This is a genomic window from Pseudomonadota bacterium (assembly GCA_039028935.1).
In the GTDB taxonomy this organism is placed as follows: Bacteria; Pseudomonadota; Gammaproteobacteria; order Steroidobacterales; family SZUA-146; genus SZUA-146.
This window is the reverse complement of the sequence record JBCCHD010000050.1, coordinates 1-21,740: the sequence shown is the minus strand read 5'-3', so window position 1 is coordinate 21,740 and position 21,740 is coordinate 1. Positions and strand designations below refer to the sequence as shown.

General features: G+C 57.3%; 11 protein-coding genes. 8 read left to right on the top strand and 3 right to left on the bottom strand.

Translation table 11 applies throughout. The features are described from left to right. Positions 1-159: 159 nt before the first annotated feature. Positions 160-5,274 (top strand): tandem-95 repeat protein, encoded by a 5,115-nt coding sequence (locus AAF465_15795; protein ID MEM7084192.1) that lies wholly within the window; start codon positions 160-162, stop codon positions 5,272-5,274. A gap of 194 nt (positions 5,275-5,468) precedes the next feature. Continuing rightward, complete coding sequence (locus tag AAF465_15790) at positions 5,469-9,404, top strand: putative Ig domain-containing protein (protein ID MEM7084191.1); 3,936 nt, start codon at positions 5,469-5,471, stop codon at positions 9,402-9,404. Positions 9,405-9,538: 134 nt separating this feature from the next. On the opposite strand, the gene AAF465_15785 is transcribed toward AAF465_15790, so the two are convergent. Further along, on the bottom strand, positions 9,539-10,054 hold the full coding sequence (locus AAF465_15785; GenBank protein ID MEM7084190.1) for a hypothetical protein: 516 nt from the start codon (positions 10,052-10,054) through the stop codon (positions 9,539-9,541). A 285-nt stretch (positions 10,055-10,339) separates the two neighbouring features. Next, complete coding sequence (gene purB, locus AAF465_15780; protein MEM7084189.1) at positions 10,340-11,725, bottom strand: adenylosuccinate lyase; 1,386 nt, start codon at positions 11,723-11,725, stop codon at positions 10,340-10,342. 148 nt (positions 11,726-11,873) lie between these two features. On the opposite strand from purB, the gene AAF465_15775 reads away from it, so the two are divergent. After that, positions 11,874-13,262, top strand: coding sequence for a class II fumarate hydratase (locus tag AAF465_15775; GenBank protein MEM7084188.1), 1,389 nt, complete (start codon positions 11,874-11,876; stop codon positions 13,260-13,262). A 73-nt stretch (positions 13,263-13,335) separates the two neighbouring features. Beyond that, complete coding sequence (locus AAF465_15770) at positions 13,336-13,905, top strand: CoA pyrophosphatase (protein MEM7084187.1); 570 nt, start codon at positions 13,336-13,338, stop codon at positions 13,903-13,905. 15 nt (positions 13,906-13,920) lie between these two features. Here the strand turns inward: AAF465_15770 and AAF465_15765 are convergent, their stop codons facing one another. Then, positions 13,921-14,544, bottom strand: coding sequence for a TetR/AcrR family transcriptional regulator (locus AAF465_15765; GenBank protein ID MEM7084186.1), 624 nt, complete (start codon positions 14,542-14,544; stop codon positions 13,921-13,923). Positions 14,545-14,663: 119 nt separating this feature from the next. Here AAF465_15765 and AAF465_15760 point away from each other — a divergent pair, with 119 nt between their 5' ends. The 4 genes from AAF465_15760 (at position 14,664) to mazG (ending at position 21,481) form a co-directional block, all read left to right on the top strand. Then, positions 14,664-15,833, top strand: a complete 1,170-nt coding sequence (locus AAF465_15760; protein MEM7084185.1) for an efflux RND transporter periplasmic adaptor subunit — start codon at positions 14,664-14,666, stop codon at positions 15,831-15,833. A gap of 100 nt (positions 15,834-15,933) precedes the next feature. Then, entirely contained in the window at positions 15,934-19,062 is a 3,129-nt protein-coding gene (locus tag AAF465_15755; GenBank protein ID MEM7084184.1) for an efflux RND transporter permease subunit, read from the top strand. Beyond that, positions 19,059-20,549 carry an efflux transporter outer membrane subunit gene (locus AAF465_15750; protein ID MEM7084183.1) on the top strand — a complete coding sequence of 497 codons (1,491 nt, stop codon included), beginning with the start codon at positions 19,059-19,061 and terminating at the stop codon, positions 20,547-20,549. The genes AAF465_15755 and AAF465_15750 overlap by 4 nt, the downstream gene beginning before the upstream one ends. Positions 20,550-20,692: 143 nt before the next feature. After that, on the top strand, positions 20,693-21,481 hold the full coding sequence (gene mazG, locus AAF465_15745) for a nucleoside triphosphate pyrophosphohydrolase (GenBank protein MEM7084182.1): 789 nt from the start codon (positions 20,693-20,695) through the stop codon (positions 21,479-21,481). Positions 21,482-21,740: the final 259 nt, after the last annotated feature.

The following is a 21,740-nucleotide window of genomic DNA, read 5'->3' as shown; positions in this document are numbered from 1 at the left end:
TCAAGCGATGGGAGCAACTTATACTACCGAAGAAGGACAAGACAAGCCTTTAGAGATGGGTTGTTATGGTGTAGGAATTTCGCGAATCGCTCAAGCTGCTGTAGAGCAATCCTACGATAAAGATGGAATCCAAGTCCGATCGAAGTGCTCGTCGCTGGTGTGCCCCAGCTCATTTCCGACACGATTGACCTCAATCTGCAGATTGTCCGGTTTCGCAACAACCTAAGAGCGGTATACGACAACGTCGAATTGGTTCAGGTCGATCTGCCCGTGTGTGCCCAAGTGGTCGAACCCGTCGATATGACGCGGCCACAGCTCAGCGCTGTTCCGAATAATTTGGCGGTGTTTGAACCGGTGGCGACCACACTCGAAACAACCGATGCGCGAATTCAACAGTTTCTCTCGGCGCCCATAGCATCGGATGATCGTGAAGGAGCTGTTCCGGTAATCGTTACCTTAGAGAATGGCTCGCCTTTGCCGAATGCGCTGCCGCTCGGCACCACGCTGGTGACGTTTAGCGCCGTGGACACCGCCGGAAATGCCGCGCTTCCGGTGACGCGTGCGATTACGCTTGGACGCGTCGCTGTGCCGCAAGCGTTTGCTGATCAGGCGATCGGTGACGAAGATAGCCTCTTGGTTATCGATGTGTTGGCCAACGATTTTGCGCAGAACAGCACTCTGGATCCACTGTCGATTCTGATCACCGAACAACCCACGCAAGGAAGCGCCGTAGTCGACCCCGCCACGGGTCGAATCAACTATCAACCGTTTGCAAACCGCAATGGTAATGACCAACTGCGGTACACGGTAGCCGACGCCGATGGCAGGCGGTCCTCCGATGCGCCAGTGCAGATCATGGTCTTGGCCGTGAACGATGCGCCGTCAGCGATTGCCGATTCGGCGAGTACGACCGAAAGTCAATCGGTGCTCGTTGGTGTGCTGGAAAACGATGTGGACTTTGACGACGCGCTCAATGCCGGCTCTGTTGTGATTACGCAGGCCCCCACCAACGGCCAAGCGCTTACCGATTTTGTGACGGGTGGAATTGTCTACACTCCCAATGCCGGATTCATCGGTACCGATACCTTGTTGTATCAAGTACAAGATTCACTGGGCGCGTCGTCGGCGGCTACGCCTGTCGACGTGACCGTTGTGCCGTCCGGAACCGCGCCAAATCGTGCGCCCATCGCCGCGAATGATTTTGTCACGCTGGCTGAAGACACGTCGCTTGCGATTGATGTACTCGTGAATGATGCCGACTCGGATGGTGCACTGGTGGCCGGTACGTTGACGCTCGTCAATGCGCCGCTGCATGGCGAAGTGACGCTCGGCCCGGGTGGCGTGTTGGAATACACCCCCGACGTGGATTACTTCGGTGTTGACTCGTTCCGCTATCAAGTCGCTGACGAGCAGGGAGCCTATTCACTTGCGGCGACCGTTTTTGCCACCGTGACACCCATCAATGATGCGCCGGTGGCCAACGATGATGTCGCGCTGGGCGCGGAAAATCAGATGACAAGCGTGAGTGTGCTGGCGAATGATTCCGATGTGGACGGATTAGCCGGCGCTTCGGTGGTCATCGATGTGCCACCGTTGTTTGGTGCGGCGGTGTGGGACGACGTATCGGCGCAAGTGCGCTACACGCCCAACCTCAATTTCAGTGGTGTTGACTACATGGACTATCGTGTGGTGGATTCAGCCGGCGCTGCATCGCAGCCTGCGCGAGTGAGCATCAATGTCGAGGGTGTTAATAATGCGCCTGTCGCGAGCGCCGATGCGTTCACTGTCTCGCCAACGGATGCAACACCCCTTGAGGTGTTGGCCAATGACACGGATGCCGAGCAAGTTCTGCAACACAGCGCGATCCGCATCGTTTCGCCGCCTAGCGTCGGCAGTGTGGGTTACGACGCGGCAGTCGATCGACTGGTGTATACACCGGGGTCTGGCTTTATTGGTACGACGACCTTTACCTATGATCTAACCGATGATCAGGGAGCCGTATCAAACATCGCAGAGGTGGTGCTCACGATCGAGTCTGTCGAGGCGGCGCCAATGGCGAATAACGATGTCGTCGCGACAGTGGAAGACATCGCCGTTGTTGTTGACGTCATTGCCAACGATACGGACGTTCAGGATGACATCGATGTAACATCAGTGGTAATCGTTACACCACCGGCGAGCGGCGGGGCCGTCGTTAATGGATCGACGGGCGCCATCACCTACACGCCCAACGCTAACTTTTTTGGCGATGATACGTTTTCGTACCAGGTTGCCGACGCAACGGGACTTGGCTCCAACATTGCGACCGTCAGCGTTCAGGTTGGGCCGGTGAACGATCCGCCTGTCGCGAGTGGCGATGTGGGAATCACCGACGAAGATACGTCGATCACACTCAATGTCGCGGCCAATGACACTGATATCGATTCGGCCATCGATCTTGCCTCGATCGTCTTGCAGAGTTTCCCCACCCATGGCGTTGCGACGCCGGATACGCTTGGCAACGTGATCTACACACCCAATGCCAATTTTGCAGGCGATGATTCGTTCTCGTATCGTGTCGCCGATGTGGAAGGTCAATTGTCTGGCACCGCTCAGGTGACCGTTACCGTCCTGGCCGTTAACGACACGCCCGTCGCCGTAGACGATAGCGTGACGACAGACGAGAACAACGCCGTTGTCATTGATGTGCTCGCCAACGATGTTGATTCAGATGGTTTAGCCGACATCGTGTCTGCGCAGCTTGTGACCGGAGCCTCGATCGGCGCGGTGACGCCTGGCGCGGATACCGGGCAGTTTAGTTACACGCCCAATGTTAATGCCAATGGTGTCGACCAGTTCACCTATCAGTTGGTGGACGCAGCCGGCGCAACGTCGAACGCGGCGACGGTGACCATCACCATTACCCCTGTACCGAGCGCGCCGGTGGTGCTCGACAGTAGTGTAAGCACGCGCACAGGCGCGTCACTGGACATCGATGTGCTAGTCGGCTCAAGCGACCCGGAGAGCGACATCGACGTTGACACGGTGAGTATCGAGTCGCCCGCTGCCAATGGTACGGCCGTAGCCTTACCGGGTGGTGTGGTTCGCTATACGCCGAATGCGGCGTTTGAGGGGGCCGACGCCTTCACGTTCCTCGTGCGCGATGCCACGGGCCTCGCATCAAACACGGCGACCGTAGCCGTTACCGTGTTACCGCCGAATATGGCGCCGCAAGCCAATGATGATGATACAACAGTGGTTTTCTCAGGCGAAACCATAGAGATTGATCTATCCGGACAGGTCAGCGACAGTGATGGAAGCGTCGACCTGAGTACGCTTTCGGTGTTCAACCTGTCCGAGGGTGCCGCGATGGTGCTCGGGGCAAGTGGGATTGTGCGCGTTGATGTCCCCGACACCTTTACCGGGATAGTGACCTTTGAGTACACGGTAGAGGATAACGAGGGCCTCCTGTCTAACACGGCAACCGTCACGACCGTCGTGTGGCCAGCGGAGGATCCCGATTTCGACGGAATAGGATCAAGCATTGAAATCGCCGTTGGCACGGATCCGGATATGGCCGACAGTGTGTATGTTTTCATTGATCCGGATACGCCGACTGCAACACCCGATGGCACAACGTGGGAATTGGCGTATCCGTCCATCAAAGCCGCGGCCGATGACGGCAAACTCGTTGAGACACCGGGGAACACCTTGTATGTGTTAATGGCGAGCAATAATGATGTGGTCACCGTCGCGGATGAGTGGCAACTTGAGGTCTCGGCCAACTGCAGCAATATGACCATCGTGGGGTCGCTCGATCCGTTTGTTGCGACGCCTCGCTTCAATGCACAGGGTGCGCCTCAAACCAAATTGGAATCGGTGCTCGCTGGTGAACGACCGTTGACATTGACCGACTGTGATGTGGTCAATCTTTACTACGTCACGTTGACCGGTGGGCACGGTAATTTACGTGGTGGCGGGGCGTTTTTAGTTGATGTCGCGATCCGGTTTGATCATGTTCATGTGATTGATAACGCAGCCGAGAATCGAGGCGGCGGCATTTTTGTCGACAACGATTCGCCCAGCCGAGTGCACATCGAAAACGCGCTGATTGCCAACAATGTGCTGACGCCGCAAGCGAATCTCGACTCGAGTGGGGGCGGTCTACATATGGTCGGCAACACAGATTTGACGATCATCGACTCGATTATTCGGCACAACGAGGCGTTGGTATCCGGTGCTGTCACCAAATCAAATCTCGCCGGTGGGGGTGGGCTATTCATACGAAATACACCGCTTTATCTGACCGGGTCCAAGATTATGGCGAACAAAACCGGGCAGTGTGGCGGTGGCGTGTATGTGTCGGGCACTGACGCAATGCGTGTTGAGCACAGCTCCGTGAGCGGCAATGAGGCGCAACAGCTGGGGGGCGGTGTTTGCATGCAAAATACCAATGCCAACTTGACGCTGCACAATAATCTCATCACCTCCAACTATGCTGATACCGGCGCCGGATTTTACGTCGCCGATGTGGATAAGTCGGTAATCAGTAACAACACAGTCGTCTTTAACCTGGCCGGCACGTCGGGTGGCGCGTTTTATTTCGATACCGGCGGCGATCCCGTATTTAACTACAACATTGGCCAGTTCAATCGCGCCGGTGATGGCAGTGATGAAGCCAGTGGGGGAATCGGTCAAATACTGGGTCTCGATGCAAACTACAATTTCATCTCGAACTTTTGGGTAAATTTCGTTGGCACCGGTAACTCCGATGATCCGATTGAGTTCGACAACGGCTACTATCAGTTGACATCCTCGCCGGGTGTCGATTACGGGCCGATTGATTCGAACAATCCGCTTTATGCACTCGACCAGCGCTATACCGATCGGCAGGGCATAACGACCGATGTCGGAACGCTGGATGCTGGATTTCACTATTTGAATCCTCAGCCCCTCGCGCCAAACAACGCGCAGATTGAAACCGACGGCAATCTCGTTCAAAACCTCGATAATCAGAGTCTGCGCGTCACACCATTGATCGGCAGCGAGCCGCTTGGACCGGGGCATCGACTCTATCTACGAGAACCAACTGGGTCTGTGGCGACACATATCTATACCTACTCCGGCACAACGCTTGATCCGCTTGGTACGGGTGGATCAACTCAGCTTCGCGATTTGGGTGACGGTCGATATGAGGTTCTACTCGACATCGCCGCCGCGCAGCCCGACTTCGAATTGGTGTTGTATATCGATTCCATCACCACACCCTTTTTGACTATTACGGTTACCCAATAACACGGCGTATCGGGTGATCGACTCTCGTTCAAACCCGTCACCACTGCAAGACCTGAGGAATTCCCCGGGGCGGTATTAAGCCGGTCTTGTCATAAGCTGGCTACGGGTCGAAATAGTCTGTTGGGATTACCATAATCGGCGGTAAATGTGACCTGGTGCGTACTCAAAAATTACGCAGCTGGCATAATAGGGGAATGCCCGAGATAGCCGTGCGGCGCCGGTGGGTGCTCGCCCTTTATTTACTTTGCCTGGTAGGCCTGTCGGCCTGTGGAGGCGCTTCGTCGGAGTCGGTATCGGTCTCCGAGTTATCGCCACAGGCACCCATGGGCAACGTGTCCAACACACGGCTCGTTGCTGGCAATGGCACCAAAGGACCGTTGGTGAATGCCACGGTTGAGTTGTTTGAGCTCGACGTCAATGGTCGGGCCATCGGCGGGCCGCTGACCTTTACGCAAACCGATAACGACGGAAATTGGCAGCTCGAAGTGAATCGCAGTGACCCGGTTCTCGTGCGCGTATCGGGCGGAAGCTACGTGGATGAGGCCGATACCAACCTGTCATCTCGACGTGTGATTGAGCTGACCGACGCGCAGTTTCTTGAGTCGGTGTTAATGCCCGGGGATTCGACGGTTGCCGTGACGGTGTTTACGCATGCGCTGCTCGAAAAGAGCCGGCGTGAGACGGGACTGAATAATTTCACCGATGTCTTGGAACGTAACCGCGCGTTGTTTACCTCGGCATACGGCTTCGACGTACTCAGTATTTTGCCCGCCAATCCGCTTGCGCCAAATGGATCGCCCGACGCGGTCGCTTATGCGTTAAGCGCTGGCGGCGTCGCTAACGCCATTAACGCACTGAGCATTGCCAGCAGCACAGCGTTGCCGGAGTACGTGCACATTCTCACCGTCGTTGAAGACCTGGTTGATTGCCGTTTAGATGGGGTGAGCACCGGCGGTCAGTCGGTCAGCGCTACGCTCCCGAGCGAATACACCGAGCTCACCTTGGAGCAGCAAGTCTTACGGTTTCGCAACAACAATTTTGCGGTGTACGACGGTGTGACGCCGCGGGCGATTGATGCCGTACAGTGTGACGAGCTGGGTGGTGTGCCGGACATCACCGCTCCCCAAATTCTCGCCGTGGCCGAAAACGTGGTGTTTGAGGCGCAGAGTGCCGAGGGCGTAATGTTGAGCGCGGCTCAAATCGATCAGTTGGTGGCGCAGTTTGCCGCCGCGGATGATCGTCAGGGCGAGCTCGACTGGTCGCTGGGGGTGAACACAGCACTACCGCTTGGGGTGTCAACATTGACTGCGGTCGTACGCGACGTGTGGGGCAATGAGACGAGCGCTGAATGGCAGGCGATGGTGGTGGACACGACGCCACCGGCGATTGTGGTGCCTGCCACGGTGCAAGCCGATGCGGTGGGTACATTGACCCCCGTGATATTGGCCGCCCCACCGGCGAGCGATCAGGTCACCGCACGTAACGACATCGTGCTCACCAACGACGCGCCAGCGTTGTTCCCGGTAGGCGATACGATCGTGACGTGGACAGCGCGAGATGGCGCCGGTAATGAAGGCACACAGACGCAGCGCATCACTGTCAATTCCATTCCACCGGTCGTCGAGCCGGCGCCCGCCGAGATTGAGATAGCGGCAAACGACGTCGACTTTTCTCAGTTCTTTACTGATCCGGACGAAACGGCGCTGGTATTTGCCGCATCGGGATTGCCACCGGGCACGGGTTTGATGCTCGATCCGGACACCGGCGTGCTGGGTGGTACGCCGACGGAGGCCGATCTGGCGGCGCAGCCTATTACACTGATTGTGACGGCGTCAGATGGTCAAAACAGCGTTAGCCTAGAGGTCGTACTGAATGTGACGGCGTCCAACACGCCGCCCGCTTTTACGTTAAGCGATGCGCAGCTCACCTTGACGGAAGACTTTACGCCTGTGGTCGTGCAGATCGAGCCGGCGCCCGTGCCGGACAGCGAAGCAGGCCAGATGGTGTCCTACAGCGTGGCGTTCAGTTCGCAAACCGCGAGCGACGAAGCGCCGTTTGATGTTGTGTTTGATGCCGATGCGCTCACGCTCACCTTGTTACCCCGTGCCGATGCCTTTGGTGATGCTGTGTTTGCGCTGATTGCGGACGATGGACAGGCGGCCTTCAACGAGTTTTCCACCACGCTGGTTGTTTCGGTAACGCCGGTCAATGACCCGCCTGTCCTCACCGGCGTGAACGAGCCGTTAAGTGTGGCAGTGGGCGCACCGTTTGATGTGGATCTTCGACCGCGCGTGACGGATGTGGACGATGGGTCGCTCGTCTTTAGCGTTGAGCGTTTACCAGAGGCGATGCAGCTCAATGCCACGGGTATCTTGACCGGTGTGGCGTTGCCCGCCGATGCGCTCAGTGCTTCGCTGCCGCTGATTGTGACGGCACGTGATTCGGCTGGATTGGACGCGACCTTCACGCTCATGGTTCAAGTGTCCGATCCGGACTCGGACGGCGACGGCCTGAGCGATTATGAAGAGTCGTTACTCGGCTTTGATCCAACGAATGCCGATTCTGACGACGATGGAATTGGGGATAGTCTGGAAGCCCAATGGCCGATAGATGGGATAGCCCTGTTTGTATCGGCGCAGGGCGATGACGCCGCAGCGGGTGATTCACCACAGACCGCTCTGGCGACGCTCAGCGAGGCCTCGAATCGAATTGCGGGCATCAGCGAGGCGGTTGTGTTGGTTGAGAAAGACGCGCAGGTGTCGGGCCAACTGACGTTAGCGCAACCGTCCACCGCGGTGTTGGGCGGGGTAGATTTTGCCACGCTTCAGGTCGCACCCACCCCGTCATTTTCCCGCGTCGTCGACAACTCATCGTTGATCGATGTGCGCGGGTGTGAGGACTGTTTTGCCGCCAATTTACGGCTCGAACGTGGCGCGCATATGCGTATTGAAGACGCGTCGGTGACGCTGTCACGCGTGCACATTAGTGGCGCGAATAGCGAGTCGAGTGCATTGACGATTCGGGCGGCCGATGTCACCGCATCCCAACTTCACTTGGCGACCAATCGTGCCCTACGGGGTGGTGGCCTAATGCTTGAAGCGGGAGCAGACGTGACTCTCAGCGACGCACTGTTTATCGGCAATGTGGCGCAATCGGGCGGCGCAGTGCATATGGTCGACAGTGCGCTGACCTTGCGCAACGTTGTATTCAGCGCAAACGCGGCCATCGATGCGCCAATTGTTGACATGATCAGTAGTTCCCTGATCGCTTCCAACATAACGGTCGCCTACCACGTATTGTCGCCGACAACGGGCGCAGGTCTTGTGCGTTGTCAAACGGCGTCACTCGTCGCATGCGCACCGGTCCAGGCGCCATTGATTCGCGACAGCGTGGTCGCCAGTAATCGTGCGGCGTCGGGTGGCGTCGTGGGTCTGGGTGACATGGCACCGGCGAGTGCGGCCGTGTTCAGTGACGTCGACGGCGTCGCGCCCAGTTTGTCGTCGAGCGCACCGTTTGGTGTGGGCTACGTTGGCAGCGACCCGGTCTTGGTCAACGCGGGGATTGCAACAGCCGTTGACGCCGGTCTTGAGCAGTATTTCAGCGAAGTGGATTCGACATTCACCGATAGTGGGCAGGTCGAGCCGGGCGTCCATGCGCGTACACCGTTGCGCCGCATCGTCGCCTATCGAGCGCAAGCCGTGTTGGTGTCCGAGCCATCGCTTCTGGATCTTCAGGCCGTCGATATTCGGTTGTTTGAACTGACCAGCAATGCATCGGTCGGCAGCGAACACCGCGTAAGTGTGGCGGTGACCAGCGCCGATTCGCGCGCACAGGCGATCAGCACCGGCGTAATCGTCGACGACGCGCAAGGCGCCGTACCGGCGCTGAGTCTTGGCGATGGACGTTATCGAGTGTGGTTGAGCGACGACGTAGCGACCGGAAGCGACTTACTGTCTGTGCGTCTCGATGACGATCTCATCGGTGTTGAAGTCTTACCGCAGTGCGACCAGGTGCTGTGTGGCATTACCGATGTGAGCGTCACCGCTACGGGACCGGCCGTTGATGATTCAATTAGTCAGGAATTTGCGCCGGCCAGTCCCGATGGCATGACGCGCGACGGCATTAACTAGAGAAAGCGACATCCGGTTGAGGTCGCACGGCGCGGTGACGCCGCGCGCCAATGAGACAGGCAAGTGGCATTGCTCACACCGACTGTGACGCATCGGCGGCGGTTTATGGTGATCTGTCGAGACTGACGAGTCGTTTATAGATGCAGGCGTCGGAATTCCGGTTCTGGTTCGCTTCGCTGCCAGGCTTCTTCGAAAATATCCAAGTACTTTTGAGCGATGCGCGGTGCATTGGTATCGGCGATGCCTTCCCAACGGGTCGCATCTAGCCGGTAAACCACACCCGACTCATCCGCGACCAAGAACGCGTCTTTTCGATTAATAAATTCAGGATCCACGCGTCGTATTTCGAAGAATGTGCTAAAGCGGCGCGCTAACTCCACCAGGCGATGGCCGTTTTTTACCGCGTCCATAGGCGATACCAACAGAATTTGGATCCGCGAGAATTTGTGCGTCAGGATGAGCTGTTTGACGGCGTCAAGAAACTCGATGCGATCGTATACCGACGGATCGAGTTCCTGAGTAAAAATGGAAATCGACCGTCTTGCCGATTTAACGACATCGAGCGTTGCGGACCGCACATCGCGCGATAACGCCAGCACGCGACGAGTTGTCGCGCCCATGTCGAGTTCTGTTTCATCCGAAATTGTCATGCCCACCCCATTTGTGCAGCCAGTCTGTCCGACGGTGTTCACTCCTTGAAGGGTATGTCCATGCTGGTTCAGACAGTTCACTTCGCCCAGCAGGACTAGCATAGCCGTTAAGTTACGTCGCGGAATGCGACTGATGTCTCATATTTGCAAAAGAACGATCAAAAACAAGCATTTGACAAATATTTCACGCGAGTCGTAAACGCGACCTCGCGCGCTCGGGATGGCCCAATCTATCGGTCTTATGGTGGGGGAGGCTGGGGTGTCGTCGATGCGGGCAACGTTCGCTTAATACGGATCGCGATGTCGGGCGAGGGCGTCGGCAAACCCCGTGTAGTTGTGCGGTGTCAGCGACGCCAGTTCGTCGCGTGCGGACGTTGGAATATTGAGGGTTTGAATGAACTCCGCTAGAAGCGACGCGGTAATCGCTTGGCCGCGCGTGAGCGCTTTGAGCTGCTCATAAGCGTCTTCAATGCCGTGCCGTTTCATCACGGTTTGAATGGGTTCGGCGAGCACCTCCCAGGCATTATCAAGATCATCGTTGAGACGATTTTCGTTCACCCCCATACGGGACATGCCGCGTGTGATGGACTGATAAGCGACCGTACTCCAGCCAAACGCGACGCCGATGTTGCGTAACACCGTCGAATCGGTCAGATCACGTTGCCAGCGGGAGATGGGTAGTTTGCCTGCAAGATGCACGAGCAGAGCATTGGCCAAGCCCAAATTGCCCTCGGCATTCTCAAACTGAATCGGATTGATTTTATGCGGCATGGTGGAAGAGCCGACTTCGCCTTCGACTGCGATTTGCGTGAAATAGCCAAGGGAAATGTAGCCCCATACGTCTTTGCACCAGTCCAACAAAATAGTGTTAATTCGCGCCAGAGCGTGGAAGTAATCGGCCATCCAGTCGTGCGGTTCAATCTGTGTGGTGAACGGATTGTAGGTAATGCCCAGCTCGCGAACGAATTCAGCGCCCAGGCGGGGCCAATCTACGTCGGGATAGGCACTTCGGTGGGCATTGAAATTACCCACCGCACCGTTCAATTTTCCGAGTACGTCGATCTTTCCCAGATTGTCGATCTGCCTAGATAAGCGAGCGCTGACATTTTTGACTTCTTTGCCGAGTGTGGTGGGGCTGGCCGTTTGGCCGTGCGTGCGAGACAGCATCGGCGTAGCGCTGTAACGCTCACTGATGGCGTTCAGATCGTCGCACAGTCCCGTCAGCAACGGTGCGATCACCTCGCTATGCGCATCACGGACCGCCAGCGCATACGCCAAATTATTGATGTCCTCCGACGTACAGGCAAAGTGCACAAAGCGAGATTGGTCGCCGGACGGATCAACATCCTGCAGGCGCTCGCGAAGAAAGTACTCGACGGCTTTGACGTCGTGATTGGTCGTCGCCTCGATGTCTTTGACCCGCTGCGCGTCCGCCAATGAGAAATCCACCATGAGCTGGTCGAGCAGGGCGTTTTGCGCATCGGACAGCGTGGCACAGTCGGGGATGTCGGGGCTTTTGGCTAAAAATGCCAGCCATCGTAACTCGACGAGGACCCGATAGCGGATAAGTCCAAATTCACTGAAGTAGGGGCGGAGCGCATCGGCGCCGGCGGCGTAGCGGCCATCGGTGGGTGACAACGCGGTCAGGACAGAAGGCGAAAGTGGACTCATGCGGGCGGGTACCAAAGCGGTTGGGAATTGGCGATAATATCGTATCCTCAGGCAAAACGCTGCCGTTCGAACAGCCGTGCCGAGCGTCACTCCAATAAACCTGTTTAGTCGTTTAACGATCGACCTTCCAACCAAAAAGGATCCCAGCATGAGCGCATCAGAATTTCGTATCGAAAAGGACAGTATGGGCGAACTTAAGGTGCCGGCTGACGCGCGCTGGGGCGCACAAACTCAGCGTGCAGTTCAAAATTTTCCGATCAGCGGGCTGGCGATGCCACGCGACTTTATACGCGCGCTTGGACTGATCAAGGGCACGGCAGCGAGTGTCAACCAAGCGCTGGGCCTGCTCGATGATGCGTTGGCGGTGGCCATCCAAAATACCGCGGCTGAAGTGGCCGCCGGGCAGCACGATGGACACTTTCCGATCGACGTGTTCCAAACCGGTTCCGGCACCAGCAGCAACATGAACGCAAACGAAGTAATCGCCAATGTGGCCTCCGCCGCGAGCGATCTGCCGGTTCACCCCAACGACCATGTCAATATGGGCCAAAGCAGCAATGATGTGATTCCAACCGCCATTCACGTGAGCGCTGCGCTGGCCGTGCATGAGCGATTACTGCCCGCGCTTGATCATCTGGAACAGACGATCATGCAGAAGGCCGAGGCGGTCAGCGAGGCGATAAAAACCGGTCGCACGCATTTAATGGACGCGATGCCGGTGAGTCTGGGGCAGGAGCTGGGTGGTTGGGCACAACAGATCCGCAATGCACAGGCGCGCATACGCGATTCGTTGTTGCGCGTTCATCGCCTCGCTCAAGGCGGCACAGCCGTTGGAACAGGCATCAATGCCCATCCTGAGTTCGGTGCGCGCTTTGCGGCGGCCCTTGCTGAGAGGACAAACGTGCCGTTCGAACAAAGTCCGAATTATTTCGAGAGTTTGAGCTGTCAAGACACGGCCGTGGAACTGTCGGGACAGCTCAAGGGTTTAGCAACAGCATTAATGAAGATCGCTAACGATCTGAGGTGGATGAACAGTGGTCCGTTGGCCGGCATTGGCGAAATCGCGTTGCCCTCACTACAGCCCGGTAGCAGTATTATGCCCGGGAAGGTCAATCCGGTGATTCCTGAGGCGACGTGCATGGTCGCCGCGCAGGTGATTGGCAACGATGCCACCATTACCGTCGCCGGTCAGGCTGGCAATTTCCAGCTCAATGTCATGCTGCCGGTGGTGGCCTACAACTTGCTTCAAAGCATCGATATCTCCGCCGCCATCTGCCACCGACTCGCTGACGATGCGATTGCCGGCTTCACCGTGAATCACGACAACCTCAAAGACGCGTTGGCGCGCAATCCCATTCTCGTGACGGCCCTCAATCCGGTCATTGGTTACGAGTTAGGCGCGGCGACGGCCAAACAAGCGTACAAAGAAGGTCGTCCGATCTTAGACGTGGCGCTGGAGACCACCGGTCTTGATCGAGAGGAGCTGACGCGATTGCTCGATCCGGCGTCACTCACAAAAGGCGGCATTCAAACATGATGTGAATACACATCAATATTAGAATGTAAAATACTGATATATGGATATTAATTTCATCAAGGATAGATTAAGTGTGGCCGCGCTATCCTCGACAGGTCGAATTAATGCGCGTGGGCCGATGGGCGACCAATCGTATGTCGACGCCGCCGTTTTAATTCCGCTCGTTGAGCGCGAAAAGGGGTTCGACGTGTTGCTGACGCGGCGTGCCGCCCATCTTAAGCACCATCCGGGTCAAGTCAGCTTTCCGGGCGGGCGCAAAGAGACCGGCGATGCCTCACTCGACATCACGGCTCTGCGCGAAACCCACGAGGAAACCGGTATTTCGCCTGACTTTATTGAATTGGTAGGGCATTTACCCAGGATGTACACCATCAGTGCCTACGATGTGCATCCGGTGGTGGGCCGAGTCAGGACGGGTTTTGCGCTGGATCCCGACCCTGCAGAGGTGGACAGTGTCTTTTTCGTGCCACTGGCGTTTTTTCTAGAACCTGACAACCGTCTGGAGGCCGATGTAACGTACCAAGGAACCACCGTGCGTATGGCCGAATGGCATTATGACGGCGAGCGCGTATGGGGGGCGACAGCAGCGATGTTGTTGGTGTTGATCAATATTCTCAACACGGCCACCGACGGGGCAGGGTAACGCAGGCGCGCGACATCACGGCGTTTGCGCGTTCAAGAACCACCTCACCCGTTTTCGCACAAAGGCTTCCAGGTCGTGCGGCGAGGGTGTGTCTCGCACACCCAACAGCTTTTTGACCAACATATTGCGTTCAATGACCGACACAAACAGTTCTGCGGCTTCTAATGGGTCGTCGATATTGAGACGACCACGCTCAGCTTGTTCAGTCAGATAGTTGGCGAGTAGGCGTTTGGTTGCCAGTGGGCCCGCTTCATGGAATGCCTGGCACAGCTGAGGATGATGTTCGCTTTCGGCCATTAGCAGGCGATACATAGCGAGCACTTTTGGGTCATTGAACAGACCGATTAGCATCACCCCGAAACGGGTCATTGTCTCTTCGATGGGGGTGGCGTTATCCGCCCAGGACAAGTCCAACCCGTGATCTTCGACCTTCGCCGTAATGCAGGCTCGAAACAATTGGTCTTTGTTGGCGAAATGCGAATAGAGGGTCTGTTTCGACACACCCGCTTCATTGGAGACCGCGTCCATCGAGGTTTTGTCGTAACCGTTGATTAAAAACAGTGCCGCGCTCGCGTCGAGCAAGGCGCGCCGTTTTTCAGTGGATTTAGGTCGGCCTCGCCGAGTACTCGAATTCGTCATGTATTTATTTTCATACTGGACAGTTTGATTTCACGCTATTATCATACTATACCGTCCAGTATATCTAAAGCGATCCGGCAAACCAAGCGTATTCACTTTCGAGAAAAAGTTGTTAAAACATGGAATTTATTACTATTAATTTTAGAAATAGTGGCCTTGTCCCGCTGTTGCTGGTGATCTTGCTCGCGGGTTGCCAGGGGGATCAGGGCGCAGCAGCGGCCGGCAATGACGGCGATCATCGCGGTGTTAACGGCACAATAACGGTGGCGACACTCGAGCTGTCGAAGAACGATTTCTACACCAGCCGGAGTCTGTATACCGGTCGCGTGGACGCGTCGCGTCGCAGCGAGCTGGGCTTTGAGCTGGGCGGCCGATTGCAAACTGTCTCGGTCGACGATGGCGAGCCTGTGCGCGCCGGTCAGGTGCTTGCCCGCTTGGATACCGACCGTTTGATGGCGCAGTTGGCAGAAGCCAGGGCGGGATTGCAGCAGACCCGAGCGCAGGCCCAATTGACGCAGGCCACGCTCGAGCGAGTCAACGATGCGCGCGAATTTGATGGCGTGTCTCAGCAGCAGTACGACGAGGCGGCGAATGCCGCCGAGTCGGCATCGGCGGCGGTCTCGGCCGCACAATCCAGACTTGCGCGTATTGAAGTCGATCTGAGCAAGTCGGAACTCACGGCGCCGTACGATGCGGTGGTGTTGCGCCGGCATCATGATGAAGGGCAGGTGCTCAGTCCCGGCCAACCCGTCTTTTCTGTGCAGGATACCGGCACGCTCGAGGCGCGAATCGGGGTCGCCGGCGATGCCGCGCAACAGCTGACCGTGGGAGACGAGCAGCCGCTTATTGTGAATGATCGACCGCTGAAAGCGCATGTGCGGGCGATTCTCCCTCGGCGAGATACCGTCACACGAACCGTTGAAGTGGTGTTTGATCTGATGACCGACGCCGTCAGCGCAGACGACGCTTCGCAACCCGCGCAGGCCGGTGATCTGGTGCAGCTTGAACTTCGCCGATCGATTGACGTGGTGGGGTATTGGGTGCCCTTGACGGCGTTGGTAGAAGGTGACCGCGGGCTCTGGAACACCTATGTCGTCATTCCCGACAGCCAAGTCCAAGCGCCGGCCACGCACCGCATCGAGGCTCGCCCGGTGGAGGTGGTGTATCAAGATGGATCGCGCGCGTACGTGAAAGGCGCGTTGGACGCCGGAGATCGATTGATTCCCAAAGGGCTGAATCGTGTGGTGCCCGGTCAACAAGTACGCCTTCAAGACGGGGCGCAACGATGAGTCGAGTGCGCGTCGCGATGCGCATCATCGGCGTCTATTCGGTTAGATCGATTGGCGCGAATGCGGCAGTCAGGCGTTCAATGACAAGGAAAGCAGACCAATGAATACGTCCGCGCCGACAACGGCGCTCGCTCGTTTATTTTACCGCAACCGATACGCGCTGGTGCTGTCGATGCTCGTCATCGTCCTGGCCGGCTGGTCGGCATTGACCAATCTTCCGCGCATCGAAGACCCGCGAATTACCAATCGATTTTCGCGCGTAATTGCCCTGTTTCCAGGAGCGTCCGCGAATCGAGTCGAGGCGCTCGTCACCGATCCAATCGAAGACGCGCTCGAAGAACTATCGGAAATTAAGAAAGTGGAGTCCTGGTCGCGCGCCAATATCGCCTCGTTGGGTCTGGAGCTTCAAGATTGGGTAGAACAGGAGGACACGGATCAAATCTACTCGAAAATTCGCAGTCGACTGCAGAATGTGGCGGCGATATTACCCCCCGAAGCGACCACACCCATTCTTGATGACAAGGTATCGGCCATCGCGTACAGCTTGATCGTGTCGATCAATTGGCCGGCCGACGACGCGCCCCCGCTCAATCTGATGAACCGGCTAGCCGAGGAGCTCGCCGATCAGTTTCGCGAATTACCCGGCACCGATGTCGTGCGTCTGTTCGGTGCCCCTGGCGAAGAAATTTCGGTCGAGATTGATTCAAATGAGCTCGCGGCAATGGGATTGACGGTCGATGATCTAGCGCGACGCATTCGCGCGGCGGACCCCAAAGCGCCCGCCGGTGCACTGCGCACATCTGAATCGGACTTGCTGATTGAAGTCGCCGGCGAATTGGATTCGACGGCGCGCGTGGCCTCTCTTACCGTGTCGGCCGATGGCGATCGCATTGTGACGCTTGGCGACATCGCGCGTGTCGAGCGGCGCTGGCGAGACCCACCTTCCGCTATCGCGCAAACCAACAAGGCCCGCAGTATTTTGGTGGCGGTGCACACCGAACCGGATATTCGTATCGATCAATGGTCAGCGCGTTCACAGGAAGTGCTCGACGCGTTTAAACGCACGCGGGCGCAAGGCGTGGATGTCGATGTGGTGTTTGAACAAAGCGGTTATACCGAAGCGCGCTTGAACACACTGAGTTCGAATCTGTTGGCTGGGGCGGCGCTGGTCATGCTTGTCGTATTTTTTGGCATGGGTTGGCGCGCAGCCCTCGTGGTTGGCCTCGCGTTACCGCTGTCGGCATCGCTCACGTTGTTTGGCCTGACTTTTACTAATCAACAAATTCATCAAATGAGCATCTTTGGCATGATCGTAGCGATCGGGCTGCTGATCGATAACGCCATCGTTATGACGGACGAAATTAAGCAGCTGCGCGATCGCGGGCTCAAACGACTGGAAGCGGTGCAGCAGGCAGTCCGTCATTTATTTGTACCGCTTTTGGCCTCAACGCTCACGACTATTTTGGCGTTCATGCCCGTGTTTTTGCTGCCCGGTGCCGCCGGCGACTTTGTTGGGCCGATTGCGCTCGCGGTGGTGCTGGCGTTGTGCGCGTCGTTTTTTGTGTCGGTGAGCATTATCCCAGCCATGGCCGGTTTGATATTGCCTGAAAAACAAACGGTCTCGAAGATCGCCTGGTTGCATAGCGGCCTGAGCTTTGAGGGATTGGGCAAGGCGTACCGCCGAGCCCTGAGGCGCGCGCTGCAACGTCCCTGGCTCACCGCTCTGTTGTGTACGCTATTACCCATCGCAGGATTTGTGCTGTCAGGCACGCTTAACCAAGAGTTTTTCCCCGCAGCCGACCGCGATCAGTTTGAGATCGAAATCTATCAGCCCTCGGGCACGTCGATCTATGCGACCAATGAGTTGGTTAATGAAATTGAACATGACCTATCCAAGCGAGCGGGCGTCAACGCCGTTCATTCGCTCACGGGCGGCACTTTTCCGACGATTTACTACAACCGAATCATGCGACTGCAAAACGACAATACGCACGCGCACATCATGGTGTACACCGATGACGTTGACGACGCCGTGCGACTGGTGCCCATCTTGCAGGAAGAATATGGTCAGCGATTTGTCGATGCCCAGGTTTTGGTCAAACCGTTCGCGCAGGGTCCGCCGGTGAATTCGCCGGTCGGCTACCGGCTGGAAGGGCCGGATATCGAAACGCTTCGTCAGCTTGGCGATGAGGTTCGACGCATTATGCATACGGTGCCGGAAATCGCGGCGACTCGAGCCACCATGGCCAGTGGTCAAGCCAATTTAAGTTTGCAGGCGGACGATGACGCCGTGCGTTTATCGGGTTTGTCACTCACGCAAATCGCGGCGCAGCTTCAAACCAGTCTGGAGGGGCAGCAAGGCGGGTCTGTTCTCGAGGACATCGAGTCGTTACCGGTGCGGGTTCGCCTAGCGGCCAATGAACGTAACTCAGTGTCAACGGTGGGGGCGACGAAGATACTGACGCCCGCGTCGAATCAGTGGATTCCACTCGAGAGTCTCGGCCAGCTCGCCTTAACACCCGAAGTGAGCGCGATCAGTCACTACAATGGCAAACGCGTTAACAGCATCTATGGTTATCTCGTGGACGGCGCGTTCGCCATCGACGTGACCGCTAAGCTCGCTGCGGCCCTTGAGCGAGAGCGCTTCGTGCTGCCTGCTGGCTACTCGATTCAAGTCGAGGGTGACGCGGCGGAGCAAGATTCAGCGTTGGGGAATCTGTTTATCTACTTGCCCGTTTTGCTCATGCTCATGATCTCCACGCTCGTGTTGTCGTTTCGCAGCGTCACATTGGGTGCCACGATTTTGGTCGTGGCAGTGTTATCGGTTGGGCTCGGGCTGCTCGCACTGTGGATGGGTCGATTCGCACTGGGTTTCAACGCGATCATCGGTAGTGTGGGGCTCATAGGCGTTGCGATTAATGGCACCATCGTCGTGCTCGCCTCAATCCGTTCGAGCGATGCGGCCAGCCAGGGCGATGTCGAGGCGGTGGTGAATCAAACCGCGCACACCACGCGACACATCTTGTCGACGACGTTGACCACTGTCGGCGGGTTTGCGCCGCTATTGCTTTCGGGCGGTGAGTTTTGGCCGCCGCTGGCGATTGTGATTGCGGGCGGCGTGCTGTTTTCGATCATACTGTCGCTCGTTTTCGCCCCCGCGGCTTACCAGGCGCTGGTGTCGCTGCGCCAACAGTTTCCCGCACTCTTCATGGATCGGTCGACGGCATGACACACTCACGCAAATTTTGTTTTATTCGCTCATCTTTTCGCCTCGCGATGACGCTATTGACGTTGACCGCGTTGTCGGCGTGCGTGAGTCTGCCCAATGTTGACAAGGTCGTGGCGCAAGACACCGAGGTCGCCTGGTTTAATGAAGTGTTGGCCAGTCTCGAGGGCGAGGCTTCGTTTGGCGAACCGGTGTCCGTCGGTGCCCAATGGTGGACGATCTTAAACGACGACACGCTAAACGAGCTGGTGTTTCGCGCACTCGAGCACAACGCGGATATTCACAAGGCCCAAGCACAGCTTCGCGAAGCACGCGCCATCTCGCGGCAGGTGCGCAGTGCCCTCTGGCCAACGGTTAACGCGGGCGCCAGCTACACGTGGACCGAACAAAGTGTGAATTCGCCGAACGGTCCCTCGAGTCTCATTCAGGCCGGGTTTATCGATCGTGACTTGGAATTTTGGGGCGCCGATCTGAGTGCGCAGTGGGAGGTCGATTTATTTGGCGCGAGCCGTTACGGCGCGCGATCGTCATACGCGCGCACATCAGCGCAAAGCGAATCGGTCCGCGCTGTAAAGCTCGCTGCCGTTGCGCAAGTCGTGGCCGCCTATGTTCAACACACTGCACTCACGGCACGAGCCAGGCTGCTGTCGCGCAATGTGGATACTCAGGACCAGACCCTTTCGCTTCTGGAAAAGCGCTTGGGCGTGGGGTTGGAGTCACGACTCAATGTGGATCGCGCGTCCGGTCAGCTCGCAGCCACACGAGCGCGGGTGCCCTTAATCGAAGCTCGCCAGCGTGATGTGGTCTATCAGCTGTCGCTTTTGACGGGTTGGTCGGTAGCGGACGTGGATCACGCGCTGAGTTCGGCCGAACCACTGAACACGCAGGCGATTGTTCCGCAGCGGGGCGTTAAATCGGCGCTGCTGTCGCGCAGACCCGATGTCTTGGCGGCGCAGTATCAGTTGTTCAGTGCCAGCTTCGATGTGGGCGCTGCGAGCGCCAGGCTGTTTCCTCAGCTGCTGATTGGCGCGCAGTCGGGGTATTCGAGCGGCGCGACGTCGACCTTGTTTGACAGCGACAGTCGGTTGGCGGCGATTGCGCCCACACTGTCGTTACCCGTATTTAATCGCGGTCGCTTGCGTGCCGCGCGTGAAGCCGCTCAAGCTCGCTACGCCTACGCCGTCTCTCACTATGAGCAAACTGCCCAGGCGGCGCTGCTGGACGCAGAACGGCAGTGGCTGAATGTGATGGCGACTCGGCACAATGCGCGCTTACTGGATTCGGCCGCCGCCGCCAATCGGGCGTCGGCGGAGCGCGCTCAGAAACTCTATGATCGCGGTCTCGTGTCGTATCTGGAATTACTGGATGCGCAGCGACAGCAGCTTCTGGCTGAAGACGCGGTGGTGCAGGGGGTGGCCGCCGCCGATGAGGCGCTCGTGCGTTTATTTGTCGCGCTGGGTGGTGGCTGGCCCGACGATCCGGGCGGCTAACGGATGCGATGAGTTTGGCGTCGGCGCTAAGCGGCGTCAATGTGCGCGATTTACCAGCACGTTTGTGCGCGCATGGTTCGATGCTCACGCTGAGCTGTCATGGTGTGACACACTGGGCCTGTTTAAAGGTCGACGGGACGGTCATGGCTTCAATTCAATCGTTACTTGAGATTATGCGCGCGCTGCGAGATCCGCACACCGGATGTCCGTGGGACCAGCAGCAGACCTTTGCAACCATCGCGCCGTACACGCTCGAAGAAGCCTATGAGGTGGTGGAAGCGATCGAGGCCAATGACTTGGCGGCACTGAAAGACGAGCTGGGCGATCTGCTCCTTCAAGTCGTGTTTCATGCGCAAATGGCCAGTGAGCAAGACGTTTTTGCGTTTGATGATGTGGTGACGGCCATCTGCGACAAAATGACGCGCCGTCATCCCCATGTCTTCGCCACCGATAACGCGGCACCGGAAGCCGATCAGCCTGCGACCACCGCAGCAGCAGTCAAAGCCAGCTGGCAAGCGCAAAAACAAAAAGAAAAGGGCCCAGAAGCATCGCTGATGGATGGCCTGCCCAGCGCGTTGCCCGCGCTCAAAGCCGCGCAAAAATTGGGCTCGCGCGCGGCGGGGATCGGTTTCGATTGGCCGTCAACGGCCGGAGCGCTCGATAAATGTCGAGAAGAATGGTCGGAATTAGAAGAGGCGATCGCGTCGAGGGATCTGGCCGCGACCGAGGAGGAACTTGGCGATTTATTGTTCGCACTGGTGAATGTGTGTCGTCATCGCCGTGTCGATGCGGAAATGGCTCTGCGCGCCGCCAACGCCAAGTTTGCGCGTCGATTCCGTCAGGTTGAGGCGGCCATCAACGCCTCGCGTACGACCATGACGCTCGACGAAATGGAAGCGGTTTGGCAAAGCGCCAAATCCGACTTAGGTTAACCGTTCCCACGCAAGGTTGGTTAAGCGCGAATGCGGGCGGTTGACTAGTTAATAAATAACAGAATAATCAACGATTTGTGTCAAATCTGTTCGTTCAGGTTGGATTCAGTTCGGGCATCGTATGCTGTGACCATCGACAACCTGTATCCCGCTGATTGGCCCGCCGGGCTGGAGAACTTTATGAACACATCCATTCGACTATCACTCTTTGCAGCCATTTTCTTGGCCGTGCCGTTCGCACAGGCCGATGACCGTTCCC

Coding starts and splice junctions, on each gene's coding strand:
- AAF465_15785 (MEM7084190.1), bottom strand. CDS start 10,054: ATGACAATTTCGGATGAAACAGAACTCGACATGGGCGCGACAACTCGT.
- AAF465_15775 (MEM7084188.1), top strand. CDS start 11,874: ATGAGCGCATCAGAATTTCGTATCGAAAAGGACAGTATGGGCGAACTT.
- purB (MEM7084189.1), bottom strand. CDS start 11,725: ATGAGTCCACTTTCGCCTTCTGTCCTGACCGCGTTGTCACCCACCGAT.
- AAF465_15760 (MEM7084185.1), top strand. CDS start 14,664: ATGGAATTTATTACTATTAATTTTAGAAATAGTGGCCTTGTCCCGCTG.
- AAF465_15790 (MEM7084191.1), top strand. CDS start 5,469: ATGCCCGAGATAGCCGTGCGGCGCCGGTGGGTGCTCGCCCTTTATTTA.
- AAF465_15755 (MEM7084184.1), top strand. CDS start 15,934: ATGAATACGTCCGCGCCGACAACGGCGCTCGCTCGTTTATTTTACCGC.
- mazG (MEM7084182.1), top strand. CDS start 20,693: ATGGCTTCAATTCAATCGTTACTTGAGATTATGCGCGCGCTGCGAGAT.
- AAF465_15765 (MEM7084186.1), bottom strand. CDS start 14,544: ATGACGAATTCGAGTACTCGGCGAGGCCGACCTAAATCCACTGAAAAA.
- AAF465_15750 (MEM7084183.1), top strand. CDS start 19,059: ATGACACACTCACGCAAATTTTGTTTTATTCGCTCATCTTTTCGCCTC.